The organism is Paenibacillus sp. FSL R7-0048 (assembly GCF_038004505.1).
Classification (GTDB): domain Bacteria; phylum Bacillota; class Bacilli; order Paenibacillales; family Paenibacillaceae; genus Paenibacillus_AQ; species Paenibacillus_AQ odorifer.
The window spans coordinates 3,622,206-3,637,874 of sequence record NZ_JBBORF010000001.1 but is presented as its reverse complement, the minus strand read 5'-3'; the positions used below and the strand labels follow the sequence as shown (position 1 = coordinate 3,637,874).

At 48.4% G+C, this 15,669-nt stretch carries 9 protein-coding genes; 2 read left to right on the top strand and 7 right to left on the bottom strand.

The window, feature by feature from the left end:
* Positions 1-328: 328 nt before the first annotated feature.
* Positions 329-2,494: a GH92 family glycosyl hydrolase gene (locus tag NSQ91_RS16305; protein ID WP_340918817.1), complete on the bottom strand. Its 2,166-nt coding sequence runs from the start codon at positions 2,492-2,494 to the stop codon at positions 329-331.
* Positions 2,495-2,557: 63 nt separating this feature from the next.
* Positions 2,558-4,732 carry a beta-galactosidase gene (locus tag NSQ91_RS16300; protein ID WP_340918814.1) on the bottom strand — a complete coding sequence of 725 codons (2,175 nt, stop codon included), beginning with the start codon at positions 4,730-4,732 and terminating at the stop codon, positions 2,558-2,560.
* 270 nt (positions 4,733-5,002) lie between these two features.
* Between NSQ91_RS16300 and NSQ91_RS16295 the strand changes: the two genes are divergently transcribed.
* Together NSQ91_RS16295 and NSQ91_RS16290 are read left to right on the top strand one after the other, a co-directional pair.
* Positions 5,003-6,286, top strand: a complete 1,284-nt coding sequence (locus NSQ91_RS16295) for a response regulator (protein ID WP_076303722.1) — start codon at positions 5,003-5,005, stop codon at positions 6,284-6,286.
* Positions 6,287-6,317: 31 nt separating this feature from the next.
* The gene (locus tag NSQ91_RS16290) at positions 6,318-8,045 is read left to right on the top strand and encodes a cache domain-containing sensor histidine kinase (protein ID WP_162164258.1); all 1,728 of its coding nucleotides are present in this window, start codon (positions 6,318-6,320) and stop codon (positions 8,043-8,045) included.
* A 370-nt stretch (positions 8,046-8,415) separates the two neighbouring features.
* Here NSQ91_RS16290 and NSQ91_RS16285 read toward each other — a convergent pair whose 3' ends face one another.
* The 5 genes from NSQ91_RS16285 to NSQ91_RS16265 all read right to left on the bottom strand — a co-directional run bounded on the left by NSQ91_RS16285 (position 8,416) and on the right by NSQ91_RS16265 (position 15,475).
* Positions 8,416-9,456, bottom strand: a complete 1,041-nt coding sequence (locus NSQ91_RS16285) for a cache domain-containing protein (RefSeq protein WP_340918810.1) — start codon at positions 9,454-9,456, stop codon at positions 8,416-8,418.
* A gap of 59 nt (positions 9,457-9,515) precedes the next feature.
* Positions 9,516-11,978 carry an alpha-L-rhamnosidase-related protein gene (locus NSQ91_RS16280; RefSeq protein WP_076184643.1) on the bottom strand — a complete coding sequence of 821 codons (2,463 nt, stop codon included), beginning with the start codon at positions 11,976-11,978 and terminating at the stop codon, positions 9,516-9,518.
* Between the two features lie 101 nt (positions 11,979-12,079).
* Positions 12,080-13,510, bottom strand: a complete 1,431-nt coding sequence (locus NSQ91_RS16275) for an ABC transporter substrate-binding protein (protein WP_081383668.1) — start codon at positions 13,508-13,510, stop codon at positions 12,080-12,082.
* A gap of 142 nt (positions 13,511-13,652) precedes the next feature.
* The gene (locus NSQ91_RS16270; protein ID WP_051490964.1) at positions 13,653-14,537 is read right to left on the bottom strand and encodes a carbohydrate ABC transporter permease; all 885 of its coding nucleotides are present in this window, start codon (positions 14,535-14,537) and stop codon (positions 13,653-13,655) included.
* A gap of 5 nt (positions 14,538-14,542) precedes the next feature.
* Positions 14,543-15,475 (bottom strand): carbohydrate ABC transporter permease, encoded by a 933-nt coding sequence (locus tag NSQ91_RS16265; protein WP_197740348.1) that lies wholly within the window; start codon positions 15,473-15,475, stop codon positions 14,543-14,545.
* Between the last annotated feature and the right edge of the window lie 194 nt (positions 15,476-15,669).

Genomic DNA, 15,669 nt, shown 5'->3' with positions numbered 1-15,669 from the left:
GAAAGCTGCGAAATGGTTTGCCATTTCACGATTTGACCGTAAAGGCCAGTTTTCGCCCCATAAAAAATGCTGCGGAGAATAGAGAAGTTACGTATTCGAACGTGGAATGTTGTACAATGTGCAGGAATTCAGCGCGTTTGTCGGGATTGAGCAGCAAATTGTTGTATATCAAGCATGATATCCATGCAATTACGGGATCGGAGTGATTTATAGAAAAGTCGATTTGCAATCATCACTGATTCAGTGTGTTCCTCAATTTTTTTGATTGTAAAATCATCTAATAAAAACAAAGGCAGTCCGGAATTTTCCAGACTGCCTTGCATTGTTCTTAAGACGGATATGCGCCCGAAAACATACAGAAATTCAAGACTCCACCTTTGACAATCTCGTCATGTGACAGAGAGTGGTGCTGCCATAGCGATCCGTTCCAGTGGACCGATTTGCTGTACACATTGGCGGGGCTGTTGTTCTCTGCTTCAATGATCCATTGCTGCCCATTTTCAAGCTGAATAGTTACCTTATCAAAAAGCGGGCTGCCGAGCACATATTCAGGAATTCCGGGACTTAAAGGGTACAGGCCGATGGCGCTCCAAATAAACCAAGCACCCATGCTGCCGTTATCTTCGTCGCCGGGTAAACCATCCATCTGGCTGCTGAACAGTTCGGTCATGGTTTTGCGGACCCAATATTGCGTTTTGGACAGCACACCCAGTCTGGCAAATATATAAGGAATGTGGAAGCTCGGCTGATTGCTGATGGCAAACTGCCCCAGATCGGCGGAGGCCATTTCCGACATTTCGTGTATTTCCAAACCATAGGATCCCACTTTAAATACCGGTTCCTCGGTCATCAACTGATCCAGACGCTGGACAAAAGCCTCTTCACCACCCATCAGCCCGGCTAGTCCCGGGAAGTCGTGGGGCACTGCCCAGCTCCCCTGCCAAGCCCCGCCTTCACAAAACGGATTACCCCACTCCAGAGGATCAAATGCTTCCTGCCAAGTACCGTCCTCATTGCGACCTCTCATAAACCCAACTGTTGGATCAAACAGCAGCTTATAATTCTGTGCCCGAGCCATAAAACGCTCATAATCATCCATTTTGCCAAGTGTTTTGGCCATCTGCGCAATACAGAAATCTCCGTATACATAATCCAACGTGTTGCTTACACTTTCATGGAAACGGTCATGCGGCAGATAACCATGCTGCAAGTACAATTCAAGGCCCCTTCTGCCCAGCTTCTCGTCCACTGATGGACGATCTGCATGCTTCAGAAGACCTTCATACAGTACCTCTGTATCAAATCCGCCGATGCCTTTAACCACGGCATCCGCAGCTGCGGCATCAATCAGTGTGCCGGGCATGGCACTGCGCTCCCCTGGTGACAGCCACTTTGGCAGCCAGCCGCTCTCCTTGTATGCCAATGTCCACGCCTGCATAATCTCACCCAATAAAGATGGGAATAGGATACTGTATAAAGGAAGGCTGGTTCGGTATACATCCCACAGCCCGATATCCGAATACATTGGACCCTGGCAGATGCTGCCATTAAAAGGGCTGTAATGGATTTTCTCGTTCTGCTCGTTATATTCATGCCACGTTCTCGGGAACAGGCAGATTCGGTACATGCAGCTGTAAAAGGTGCGGAGGTTCTCTTCATCTGCGCTTTCAGCAACAATGCGCCCCAACCGTTCTTCCCAGCTTGCCTCTGCTCTATTCAAGATCTCTCCGAAGCTGTCTTCCCCAATCTCTCGGTTCAGATTAAGCAGCGCCTGCTCTCCGCTAATAAAGGAAGTCCCGCACTTCACTCCCACTATGCCAGATTCCGGTGCAGCTATTCCTACGTAAGCGCCCAGTCGTTCGCCAGTCCCTTCATGGGTCTCCAGTGGCTGATAATCTCCGTTAAAGATTCCCGACTCCTCCATGTGAAAATCCCTATCGAACTGGAACACGAAATACATCGCGAAATTATCAGGCACCCCGGCGGTATGGCCTCTTGTGTAGCCGGTGATTCTACGTTTATCCGGCTGGAAGGTGAGATGTGAATCACCTTTCAGAGGTGCTATAATAAGCCTGTTCTGCTGCCTCTCAGCGAAAGTTATTCTTATCGCTGCACAACGTTCGGTTGGAGTCAGCTCCAGCCGGGTGCGGTAACGTTGAAGAAACATATCGAAATAGTGAGGGAACACTTGCATCTCTTCCGTTTTGAAGGAAGAAGAACGTGAACCGGGACTGAGGAGCAGTGGACCTGTCTGCGGCAACAGGGTCAGATGCCCATAATCTCCGATCCACGGGCTGGGCTGATGGGTCAGCCGGATGCCCTCTAGGTGGCGATGGCGCGGGTGGAAGAACCAGGTTCCACCTGCTTCATAGGTTTGCGGGCACCAAGCCGCCATACCAAATGGCATCGCTGTAAGTGGCAGTGTATTGCCATGTGAATACCGGAAATCTGACTCCGTCCCCTGTAATGGATTTACATAATCTAACCAACCCAAATAGATACACTCCTTTAGCCAGTTTTCACCGGCTCTATATTCTCCGCTCTTTACTGATACCGGTTAAGATAATCGGAATACTTGAACATCTCCAGCTTCCACCCGCACAGTCAGTTTTGTAGTTGTGGGTTTCAATAGATTCATTGGTTGAATTTCAGCGCTGCCATCATCAAACCACGGTTCGACAGAAGTATAAACAATACCCAGCGTAACGTCAGCCTTAACCGCCATATCCCCTTCATTATGAACATAAAGAAATGCCCCTCGGTCCTGCTCACCTTCCCACTCGGAGAGATCCGCGCGGACACCACCGCTTGCTTGTACATACGGCTGCAGCTTTAGTTCCTTCTGTAATAGATCCCGCACCAGCTGAAGCGTTCCGGGATGTCCATCCTGCCAGTAGGCAGCCGCAAGCAAGGTACCAAACCATACGGCACGCCCGTTGCCATAAGCGGCGGTAGTCAACACAGGCATGCGGTCCTCGGCAAATTCAGCCAGTACCTTCACATGGCTTTCCAGCTCGATATCCGATTTGTAATAGGATCCGTGCGCCGTATCGTCTGCTGCCGATTCCTCCGCCTTGCTATGCTCCATAACATTCCGCAACGGAATCGCTGTCCGTGATTCGAACGCAACCTGATGATAGCTGTGATCCAGGTTCTCAGCGGAATGAATCCAAGTCTCACGGACCCCGAACACCTGGTCAAATCCATAACCGGGCACCGTATAGCTGTGGCAGCCATTCTCTCCCTGAAGTGCTCCGAACGAGCATTCTGAAATCAAAATCCCGCCCTTTTCCACCCACTGGCGTAGGATGTCACACAGTTTGCGGTTCAAATATAGAGGATAAGGCATCCACAAGCAGTGGTATTGCTCCAGTGTCTTCTCGTTAACATCCGTCTCATGCAGAAATTCAACTTTATAATTGAGCTCATGCAGTAGTTTATGGGCGCCTTGTAAGGAATCGTTGTAGGTGTCCAGATGATCATGTGCCGCAAAGTTAGCAACCTGGTTCTGCGGACTGAACAGAATGGCAATCCCGTCTCCGCGCCGTTTTGCATGCATCAGCTCTTGCTTATTGTTTTGCACCAGCTTATTTAGATGAGCCATATCCTTGTACCATGGGGTTGGACTTCCGTCCAAATATACACTGCCCCATGCAGGGGCCTCCTGTCCCAATATCTCTGGTCTGTACTGCCAGAACAAATATCCCGTGATGCCACGAGCGAGCGGGGTCAGAATATGCCGTTTCATTTCCCGCAGGTCCGGCTGACGCGGCTTCATTGCAGTATTGCCTGGCAAAGCATGAATCTCCGAATTGATAATGGGTTTACCTTTGGCGGCAGAGATCAGTAGATCAGCAGACCAGGCCGAGGACCCAAGGCTATTGCCTGTCAAGTCACAGGGCTCAGCCAGCTTGAAGTCGTCCGAACCCGCTGTAATCATATTAAAGATAGGGGCGGGCACAGTGTGGGCCATAACAGGATGCAAAAGATCCAGTGACTTCACTATATCTACCCGGCTCCGCAGCTCATCCGTTAGAGTACCGGACATGAACAGGCGCCAGTCCACCAGATCATTAAATACGCCTTGTCCACGCGGTGCCTCTACTTCCTCCCAGCTTCCGTAAGTCCGCTGCCATGATTCATTGAGAGCTTCCAAAGTAACATATTTATTTTTTAGCCATTCTTGGAACACCCACAGCGATTGCTCGCAATAACACACCTGGTTGTCAAAAGACAGCTTGCGCTTGATTCCTGTGGTTAGTTCAGGCTCATTCCATAAATCCCAGACCCAGAGCGCCGGATGATCCTTAAAAGTCTTCACCGTCTCCGCCAGAAACTTTGCCTTTTCTTCGGCGGCAGCTGCATGATGATAACAGGGCCCCGGCGCTCCGCCGATCTGGCGGCAATTAATCGCCCTTGGTTCCAGAGTGAAACCGTCCGCTGTAACCATTTTGGAATCAGGATATTTTTTATAGAACCAGGCCGGCGCCACGTCGAAAATTACATTCAAAATGACCTTCAAACCATTCCTCTGCGCAATATCCATTAGCTCCTGAATATCATCGAAATGATAGGTCCCTTCTTTGGACACACTCGCGCGCCATTGTACCCAATATTTCACACAATTGAAGCCCTGTCCGGCAATATTGCTTAGGTCTTGTTCCCATTGATCACGGAAGGGGGTCGGGGAACGGTAATATTGAAACCCAAATGGAATAAATGAATCTTGCATCTAGTGTACTCCTCCTACAACGTTCAATTTCGATCTCTCTATGTTTATAAAAGCGCTTACTGCTCTTTTACGCTTAAAGTCTATCACAGTGGATTTGGCAAAAGTTAGGATGGAATCCTATGAAACGGTTTGCGAAGCTGTTGAAATGTTTGATCCATACGCTACGTGGCAGTCACTGCGCAGAGTCAGCGGGGAATATACTGCGAAATCGTTTGCGATCCTGACAACCTCAGAAATTATACCTCCTCTTTAAGAGGTTTCATGTTTATAATGGCTGTAAGACATATTAGAAACTACTTCGAGGTGAAGCCAATGTTGAAAGCGCTTGTAGTGGATGACGAATATCTGGTCCGCATGGGCATCACCCAGACCATAGACTGGGCAGAATACAACGTCGAGATCATAGGAGAAGCCAGCAATGGCGAGGAAGGATTGGAGCTTGCCCTACTGCACCGTCCAGATGTGATCATTACCGATATTCGTATGCCGTATATGAACGGTCTTGAGCTCATCGAAAAAATACGGGAACAGGACATGCTCGTAGGGATTGTCGTGCTCAGCGGTTATGACGAATTTCAATATGCGCAGGCTGCTTTGCGTTATGGCGCCTCCACCTATTTGCTAAAGCCCATTAATATAGAAGAACTTGCAAATACAGTTCGAAGCGTCGGGGATGAAATCCTTGGCAAAAAGCAACTCTCCAAGCGGTATTCACAGCTTAATGAGGAATTGGCCTCGATCTCCAAGCAGTTCTGGCAGGATTTGCTGCATGACCAACTGCATGACGAAGAGTTTATTTCAAATAAGATAAAATTACTGGAACTGCAATTGGAACCTGGAAAAGCTATCATACCGCTGTCCATTACCTTTCCTCCTGATAACGGCCTTCAAGGAAATACTGTAGGCAAAGCGCTGGAGGATGCAGCGGCGACTATTCTGGAAGCGCATTCTTTTGAGCAACTGTGTCTATTCCGGGACAGCCATCTGGAGTGGGTTATGATCCTTCGGACCGGGGAACCAGAGCTGGCCGGAGATTCTGCACGAAAATTGGGCAAACAACTATCTGAATGGAGCCAACAGCACTTCGGCCAGGCCTTAAGCGTCGGCATAGGTAAACCTGCGGGAGAATGGTACGGGATCGTAGATTCATACCGGCAGGCTGTACTTGCTGCGCAGCGTGCCCTTTCTGGCATTGAACGTGTGCTGTATGCTGAAGAAGAGGCTGGGGCTCGGTGCCGGCGTGAAATCAGGGACGCACTCGCTTTTATCCGGGAGCACTATGCCGGAAACATTACCGTTGAGATGGTTGCTGCGGCGGTCTTCGTCAGTCCAACCCATTTGATGCATCTATTCCGTAAAGATCTGAACAAAACCTTTTACGAATGTCTGACGGAATACCGTATCGAGGAGGCCAAACGTATGCTGCGCAATCCGAAGTATCGGGTGTACGAGGTTGGCAATCAGGTCGGCTTCACTGACTCCAAATACTTTAGCCAGATCTTCAAAAAAATGACGGGCATCCCGCCGAGCGAATATGCAAAAACCTATGGGTAAGCGGAGACTAGCCAACCGGATGGATTCCTGGATGAGGCGGTTCAAGATCAAAAGCCGGATTGTTGTTGTTCTGTTAGCAGGACTGTCTCTGCATCTGGTGCTGATGCTCGTTATTTTCAATTTTTATTCCTATACCTACCTGCAAAAGGATCTGTACCGCCATGTCGTTCAGACTCAGCGCCAAATTGGGCTTAGCGTGGAGCTCATGGTCGATGACATTCAAATGTTGTTTCTGCGGTTTCTGGTGAACAGTGATATCTACCAAATCATCAATAACGATTCCCTGCCGTCAGCTGACAAGGAATCGCGAATTGGAGCTATCATCGACGGTATGCTGGCCCAGAACGACCTGGTGGGTAATGTAATTATCAGCACCAACGATAATATGCTTTATTCTTACCAGTCTAAGGAGCAGATGCTGGAAGTGCCTGAAGCCCTGTTCATCAAACGCATTCAGGAGAGCAGCATGCCTGTTGTCGGTGAGATCAAACGGGATGGAGAAGGCAATGCGTATATTCCATTCGGCCAGCAGTTCCGCAATTTCAATACTGGACAAAATATCGGGGTCGTGATCATTTATGTCAGGGAGGCTGCTTTGGCGGACCTGTATTCCTCCAGCTTCACTGGCATCGGCTACTCCTTCCTGACTTCCGACAATCGGATTATTTCTCACCCCGACAAACGGCTCTTGGGCAATTTTTTGGAGGAAAACGCCCCTCTTCGCCCAGGTAAAAAAGAAGGCTATCGTACCTGGTCAGATAACGGAAATTCCTACATCATTGCTACTTATCCTTTGAATCCCCGGTTGGAGACACTTGGGGTCAGCTGGGAATTCACCAGCGTGATTTCCAATCACAAACTGCTCTCGGGAATCGCCAAAGGCAATCAAAATGCGCTTTTGTTCGCCAGCGTTACCTTTATTGTGCTGCTGATTTTTTCCTTCTATCTGGCAGCCAAAATCACCCGTCCACTGCTGAACTTGAAGAAGAAGCTGAGCCTGTTTGGCAAAAAAGATCTGGCCGCTGTTTATGAACAGCGCGGTCAGGTTGATGAGATTTTTCAGCTTGAGAACAGCTACTATCAGATGGTGGAGCGGATCAGCCAATTAATGCTGGAGAAAGATGAGGAGAAAGAAAAGCAACGGAAAGCTGAGCTGACCGCACTTCAATCACAGATCAATCCCCATTTTCTCTACAACACACTGGATGCAATTGCCTGGATTGCCCGACTGAAGAAGCAGCCCGATATCGAACGGCTGATTTCTTCATTAGCTACCTTTTTTCGAATCAGCCTGCATAAAGGCGACAAGTTCGTGACCGTGGACGAAGAAATCCGCTTGGTGCAGAGTTTTGTGACAGTTGAGCAAATGAGGTTTCCGGATAAGTTCGAGATTGAATACGAGATTGAGGAATCGCTGCGCAAGGTTCGCATTCTGAAGCTGATTCTTCAGCCTATTGCAGAGAATGCGATCAAACACGGCATCAGCGAGAAACGCGGGATGGGCCGAATCTGGATTAAAGGCGAATTAGTGGCAGATGAGATTCGCTTCACAGTGACTGATGACGGGGTGGGATTTTCCAACGGTGCGACGCTTAGCCAAGCCAAGGAAGATGTGTTGTTTCAGAGCGGGTATGGACTAAGAAATGTGGACGAACGAATTAAACTGGAATATGGCCCTCAATATGGTTTAAGTATCTCCAGCACACCGGGGCAAGGCACCACAGTTACGATCAACTTGAAGAAGGAACTGCCCAATTAGCGAATTTAGTTTATAAATGCGGACATAACAAAGAAATCGATCCTTTTTGAGTGGGTAGGCGGGACTTCTACTTTGCTTAAAAAGACGATTTCTTGTTTTATTCTGAGTAGTGGCAAATTAAAGATACTTTCGAGAATTATAGGTGCTTTAGTTGTATTTAATACAGCTAAAGCACCCTTTTTTTGCAGCGAGCAGAAGTTTAAGTGTATTTGGTACATCTATACGTTCCAATTCTGTTGGAAGCAACTAACTTTCCGAATAATAAGTGTACTGAATACAACTATATCTTACTTCATCCGTTTATTGCCCACGCTAGATGTATGAAATACATTTCGGTTAGCGATTTTCATGATTCAGACTCCATCTTATCTTAGTCTTTCATTGTTGAATTAATCTTCAGGTACAACTGCTTCAGTGGATTAACTATACTGCCGCTAAGCACTGAGATCAGCAGCCAGAACACTATGAACACTACGAGGTTCAGGGCGAGCATTAAATACTTAAACGTTCGCAGCTCTGCATTCATGCCATCTGCTGAGATATAGGTGACAATCCGCTCTGCCGATTCCGGTAGTGGATAGAGCAAAATCAGGCCGTCAGCCGTTTCCCGCTCCAGCAGATCTGCATCACCTCTGCCTGTACTATTTTGATCGATACCCTGTGTCACAGGCTCAGGCAAGGTAGCTTTTTCCGAAGTAACTAGTGCTGCTTTGATCTCCTGCAGGCGCTCCTTCGGGACATCGGCAGCACTCAATAGCTTCCCGTTTCCGGTCAGTAGGTAAACTTCATTTCCCCCGTAGATTGTATTCTCGCCAGATAGGTAGAAGCTGTAAAGCTTGTCAATCTCCACTTCGAGCGAGAGCAGACCAAGGATGTCTCCCATCGAACCCTGAATTTTTACTTCAAGTAACAGACGGTCGCGCAGATCCGAAGGTGCATTCATTAGATGCTCCCGGTTCAGCACCGTCCAGCGCAAAGCCTGCTCTCGGTTATTTAGAAATTGTTCCATCCCTGGTTCTTTTTTGATCTCTGCAAAGGGCAGCAACCCGGAAACATTGCTTGAGGAGTAAGTTCCCCCTGCTTCTCCCCAAATGTAAATGCCGAGAATGTCACTACTGGAAGAACGTATGCCCTCAAGTATCGGAGAGATTGCCCCGTCATATGTTGGTTTTTTCAGCGCATTCTGCACCACCTGGTTGTTGGATATAAGCTTCGAGGTCTCCTCCAGCCAGTTCATGAACAGAAGTGTATTCTTATGCTGCTGGCCAGTGTACTGAACGGATAGCTGCCGCAGCATGTCAAGGCTTCTATGCTCCATAGTACGGTACAGAATGAAGCTCGAAGCGACAATATAGACAGTAATGAACAACACCAGGATTAGGCGGATATTGCGGCCGAACGATCTGAACATATGACTTCCCCATCCCCTCCGGTGTATGAATCATGAAAACAAAATCAACTGAAATCAGACTAACAGCTAAGGTGACTAATGTCGATCTCCTTGTAAAAGGAACCCTCATCTGTCTCATGCACTTCATGATTAGGCAGAATTATTGTAATTGCCGATCCGGCTTGCCAAAAAGCTTTCATGTGGAAGATCTCCTGTCCTGTTACTGAACGGATCTCCCATTTGATGTTTATTGGGCCGATACTTGTACTTACGGTTCCGCTGGCCTGCCGCAGTTCTCCATAGTGGGGCTTTATAGTTATTCCCTCTATTCCTTGTTGGACACCCAATATCCCTCTGGTGAACTCAGTGATCGGCAGTGCGCTCCATGCGTGGCAGTCACTTCTGGTGCCAGTTGAATCTATTTCTGGAAGTGTAGTGAGATTAAGCTCCAACTGCTTCAACCACCGTGTCCATAGTCCGAACGAGCGGTCATACATTCCGCATTTCTCTAGCGCGCGGAATAGATAGTAGCTCATCGGCAACGAAAGCTTAGCCAGTGATGTGTCTGTTAACGTTGACTCCAGCAGTGCCGCCCCTTCTACAACATCCACTGTGCCCGCCAAAACCGCCCAGACCTGCGTGTGCTGGCTATGCTGCGTTCCCGCAGTTGCCTCCGGACTGTCGCGGAACAGCAGACTGTTCGTTAGCCGGCAGCAATCCATTACCGCAGCGTTGACCGCCGCTTTGCGTTGACGCAGTTCACCAGCAATCTGTGTCCAACCGCTGGCTGCAAGCAATTCAGCCGCTTGCTCCAGCGCGGCCGCATACATCAGGCTCAGTACGGTTGCGGGTGCATCATCCGTACAATCCGGTGCGCCGAGCGGCCATTCCTCCACCCAATCGAAGTAATTCCAATATTGGCGGGGCGTTCTGTCCACCAGACCCTCCGGAGTCAGATGTTGATCGAACCAGTCCAGCACAGATAACAGCGCTAACCGGTACTGATTCACCAAGGCCATATCCCCGAAGGATCTGTAGTGGTCATGAATCATTCCGATCCAATATAGGGAGAAGGAAGGAATGACCTGCGGCAGCACTGAGGGATAGCGACTTTGCAGCATCCCGTTTGGTAGCTGAGAGGCCTTATAATCTTCCATAGCTCTCCGCGCTAACCGGTCGTCCCCTGATAATAGGTACGTAAACTCCATCATCAGTTTGGTATCCATGGTATACTGCAGCTGTTCATAATACGGAGTATCCTCGTAGGTCTCATGCATGCAGCGCTGAAGTGTTCGTATACTGAGCTCCCATAGTTGGTTATATTGTTCATCGGAGCAGTGAAAGTTTCCTTCCGGCTGCAGTGGATATCCGGTCTCCCTATAGCTAAAGCTGGAAATCGTTAGAGGCTCGACACCAGCCTGCACTTCCAGCCGTACATAGCGGAAGGTACGGAACCAGAACGGTTCGTAGATTTCCATCCGCGCAGAGATGCCGTAACCTGCCGGGTGATAGCTGTCGTAACCGCCTCTTAATACATGTTCCTTCGTATTATCGCGGACAGCTTTGCGGCGAATCTCATCATCCCCCGTTTCTTCTTCATAACACTCAGCGCATAGTAGGGTAATCCGGCTACCTTTGCCTCCAAGAAGTCTAAGCTGCAAATACCCTGTGGTTAGCTCGCCAGCATCCAACTCCAACCAAAAATGTTGCCCTGCTTCTATTGTTATTCCAGCGGAAGGCAGTACTGCGTTGGGTGAAGCGCCGCCATCTCCATTTCGCAGCTCCAGACTATGCCCTTCCTCAAAAAAGGCATGCCCTTCCCCGCTACTGCTGCGCATCAGCTTCAGAAAAAATTGCTCCCGCTCATACAACAGCGGAATCGGACGCCGGGCCAGCTGCCAAGGGGTTAATTGGCCATATTCATCCCGCACCGGTTGCACAATTCCGGTAGCAAGCCAGGCACTGTCATCATATTCGGGCAGTGTCCAATCCAGCAGCGCTTCGACACCCTCCACCTCTTCCAGTCCACCCATCCAGCGTATGATCGGAAACTGCTGGAGCTTATAGCTGCGATCCTTAATACTTTTCCATGAGCTATCCGTATTTAGCTCCTGTACTAGCTGCCCGCCTTGTGTAACTGCCGCTTCCACAAGCAGCCCGCCTTTTTGCGAGCGCCAGACGGACAAAGGTCCGTCTTCACCCAGTTCAAAGGGCGTAGTCCCTGCATAATGAACGACCATAACAGCAAGCACATTTAAACCTGGTTGTAGAACATTGTCCAGACTGAATTCTTCATAATACTGTATATGACCATGTCCTTTACAAGGACCGGCCCATAAACGCTGCCCATTGACGAACAGCCTGTAGCGGCTGTCTGCGGTAATGGCCACATCCAGGGTGCAGGTCTTTCCGATACCAGCTGGCAGTTCGAACACTCTGCGAAAGTACGCACGCTCGTGCTGCTGTTCCCTATCCGCTGATCCTTGCTCCTCCTGCGGCCAGATCCAGCGTGCTCCCCAGTCTCCCCATTCTTTTGCTGCCATGTTATGCATATCTCCTTTATCTCATTTAAGTAGTTAAGGCAATCTACGCAGAAACGGCATCGCCGCCCTTCAGAAGGACGACGTCGCCGTTGGTCTGCGTTTTATTTAACCTTATCGAGATAATCACGTTGGAATTCTTCGGCAGCCCTATCCAAGATCTGTTGCGGATCTGCGTTCTTGTCCGTCAGTACGGTTTGCAGTACGATATCCAGCTTTTGGTACAATTCCTGTGCGTTGACTGGTTCTTCCGCCCGCATGCCTTTGCTGCCATTGTCCATATAATCACGGAACAAATCCAGATTGACGTTGTTGTATTTGTCGAGAATCTTTTGTTCTTCTCCAATCCGTTTCTCATCAGTCCAAATCCGCAGCCCGTAAGGCCCTACGATCAGCCCTTGATCGCTCAGTGTCTTCTTCTCAATATCCCAACCGGTCAGTGCCTCTTCAGAGGACTCTGGTGTAAATCCGTAGGTTTTTAGCCATTTGAATCCGGCATCAATCTGCTCAGGTGTTACATTAGGCGAGAACATATATAGGCCGCCACCGAGCAGGGTTACAGGTTTCCCGATTGGTCCTACTGGAAGCGCGGACATTGCCACATTGTCCTTGGACATCTTAGTCTGTTGCTGGATGACCGGTGACCAGTCATTCGTGCCGAAGCTCATAGCGACCTGATCGGTTCCGAACAAGCGGAACATATCGTTCGTAACATCGACCAGATTGTTGTCGGGCAGTACATCATATTTCCATTTTAAGTCCTTCACATATTGCAGGGCCGCTGCTGCTTCCGGCGAATTGAACACCGCCTGCCATTTCCCGTCTACCTGTTTTTCAAATTCTGCTCCGTATGCCCAGGCAATGTTCATGAACATCCAACCGCCTTGACCACTTTTTGTAGGCAAGAACATTCCGGCTTTACCGGTCTTTTGTTTAATAATCTGCGCAGTTTCTGCTAGCTCTTCATATGTTTTAGGAAATTTAGGAATCCCCTTGTCGTCCAGCAGTCCAGCCTCCTTGAAAAGATTCATATTGTAGAGCATACCGATGACGTATCCGTCCTTCGGAATCCCATAATACTTGTCGTCCTTGGTAACCATTTTCAGCAGATCTGGATTGATCGCCTTGTCGTAGCCATATTTTTTCATCGTATCCGTTATGTCAGCCGCGTAATTTGCCTTGATGATTTTGCTTGTTTCTGTAAAAAAGGTTTCGTATACCGTCGGAAGCTGGCCGCTGGCCGCTTTTGGCAGGAATGAGCTGACATCATAACCCCATTCATCTTTGTCCACAATAATTTCCGGATAATTGGCTTTCATCTTCGCCATGACCTGCTCATACTGGGCGATTTTGGCTTCCTCATTCGGCTTTGGCCAGTTACTGACCTTGATCGTCACCTGTTGATTGCCCGCTGTCTCCGTCTTTCCTCCGGCATTCTTCTCATTGGAGCCGCCTCCACAGCCAGCCAGTCCGGCAGAAAAAAGCAGCGTAAGTGCCAGTGTAGCTGTCAGGTTCTTGGTGTGTCCTTTTTTCAATGTAATTCCCCCTAGTCTTATTGTTAAAGCATTCTTCGCAACATGTAAAGCGCTTTCTTTTTGAATCTGAAATCATCTTAACATGCACCTTCTGCAGCACCCTACGGGGCAAAACTGTGAAATGGTTTGTGATCGGGTGATGTTACCCTTTAATACTGCCGCCGAAGGATTGCCCGTTCATAATGTACTTTTGGAAAAAAATAAACAGGATAATCGGCGGCAGAATCGCAAAAGTCAACGCAATAAACTGTATGTCCTGCGGCAATGTCGCCTTCAGATTGTAAATAGCCACAATGACCGACCAGGTCGATTTATCCTTCAGCACCATAAAGGGCCAGAAGAAGTCCTGCCAAACACTGTTCATCGTAAGGATTGTAATTGTAGCCATAACTGGTCCGCTGAGCGGGAGAATGACTCGAATAAAAATACCGATTGTGCTCGCTCCGTCAATTTTGGCGGCTTCCAGCAGCGCTTGTGGGATGGTATCGAAAAAGTTTTTGAAGATCAGAATTACCACCGGATTCACAGCAGCCATAAACCACATCGGCCAGTAAGTATTGGTCAGGTTCAAGTGCAACAGCGGAAAATCAATCAGATTCTTAAACAGCGGCACCATGCCCACTGTATTCGGCACCATCATGGTCCACACGATCAGTGCAAACAGCAGGGCACTGCCCCGCGGCTTTAGCTTGGAGAAGAAATATCCGGCCAGTCCGTTAAAAGTAAGGCAGAACAGTACAGAACCTGCGGCCAGATAAGCCGTATTCAGATAATAACTGAGGAAGTTAAACTCCTGCCAGGTCTCCCATAGCTTGCCAACATTGAACGAGCGGGGGATCAGGGTGGGCGGGATTGCATAAAACTCTTTGATGTCCTTCAGACTTGAGACCATAATCCAGACCGGAGGCAAAATACAGACAGCGGCCAGCACAATCATCAGAATGAACATGCACCAATACAGCAGGCGCACCCAAGGTGATCTGTATTCTATATTGCCGATAATGCCATATGCTTCTTTAGTTTTCATAGCTTCTACTCCCTGTTCAATTTCTTATCCAGCCGGAAATAAATAATGGTAAGCACCATCAGGACTAGAAAAGTAATAACCCCGAGCGCCATTGAATGGCCTGCTTCAAAACTCCGGAACGCATAATAATAGCTTTGCAGCATCAAGGTCATTGAGGCATTGTTCGGTCCACCCTCAGTCATTACCAGGGGTTCATTGAAGATCTGGAATACACCGCTGATCTGCAAAATCATCATCAGTCCGATCATGCTAGAGATTTGCGGAATGGTGATACTTTTGAATCTCCGCCATACATTCGCACCGTCAATCGAGGCTGCTTCGTACAGATCATGATTAATACTCTGTAGACTTGCCAGATAAAGCAGCACTGTTCCCCCGAAATTTCGCCAGGTAATCGTGAAGATAATCAGCATTATCGTCATTTGCGGATCCTGAAGCCATTGCTGCACCGGAAATCCCATGGCACTCAGCATAATATTCAGCACGCCACCCTTTCCGGGCTCAAACAAAAACATCCATAACATCGAAGCGGCAATGCCGGGAACCATACTCGGAAAAAAGACCGAAAAGCGAAAAAATGACTTCCCATGTCTCAATTCATTAATCACGACAGCGACAATAATGGGTACGGCAAAACCGATCAGTAGTGACCAGAACACATACACAAAAGAGTTGGTCAATGTCTGTTGAAACGCCGAGTTCTGTATAACGTCCTTGTAATTCTGCAGTCCGGCGAAGCTTACGGCATTATAACCCTCAGTATTGAAAAAAGAGAGCACAATGCCCTTCACGAGCGGCTGCCAGGAAAAAAAGAAAAAGGCAAACAGTGTGGGTACAATTAATATCCAGGATGACCAATCTTTGAATAAACGCCGTACAGGATAACCTTTCTTTTTCTCTGTCATTAAAGGATTTAGTTCACTGGTTTTTCCAATCATGCTCCTGTCCTTCCTTCCTCCCGGAATCAAGCTTTAATCCGGTCAGGCGTTGTATAGTTGTTATACCTAAATGATAGCGCTTCCTACTGAGCGCCGAAATCCGGTAACCCTGCGAAAGCGTTTGTAAAGCTACTTATTTGTTGGCAAAAAAAAAGCAGTGCACGCACCGGAATGGCCGCACACCGCTTATGTTC

Excerpts from the sequence above, each read along its gene's own strand:
- NSQ91_RS16300 (WP_340918814.1), bottom strand. The coding sequence starts at position 4,732 with ATGCAAGATTCATTTATTCCATTTGGGTTTCAATATTACCGTTCCCCG.
- NSQ91_RS16295 (WP_076303722.1), top strand. The coding sequence starts at position 5,003 with ATGGCTGTAAGACATATTAGAAACTACTTCGAGGTGAAGCCAATGTTG.
- NSQ91_RS16290 (WP_162164258.1), top strand. The coding sequence starts at position 6,318 with ATGAGGCGGTTCAAGATCAAAAGCCGGATTGTTGTTGTTCTGTTAGCA.
- NSQ91_RS16285 (WP_340918810.1), bottom strand. The coding sequence starts at position 9,456 with ATGTTCAGATCGTTCGGCCGCAATATCCGCCTAATCCTGGTGTTGTTC.
- NSQ91_RS16280 (WP_076184643.1), bottom strand. The coding sequence starts at position 11,978 with ATGGCAGCAAAAGAATGGGGAGACTGGGGAGCACGCTGGATCTGGCCG.
- NSQ91_RS16270 (WP_051490964.1), bottom strand. The coding sequence starts at position 14,537 with ATGAAAACTAAAGAAGCATATGGCATTATCGGCAATATAGAATACAGA.
- NSQ91_RS16265 (WP_197740348.1), bottom strand. The coding sequence starts at position 15,475 with ATGATTGGAAAAACCAGTGAACTAAATCCTTTAATGACAGAGAAAAAG.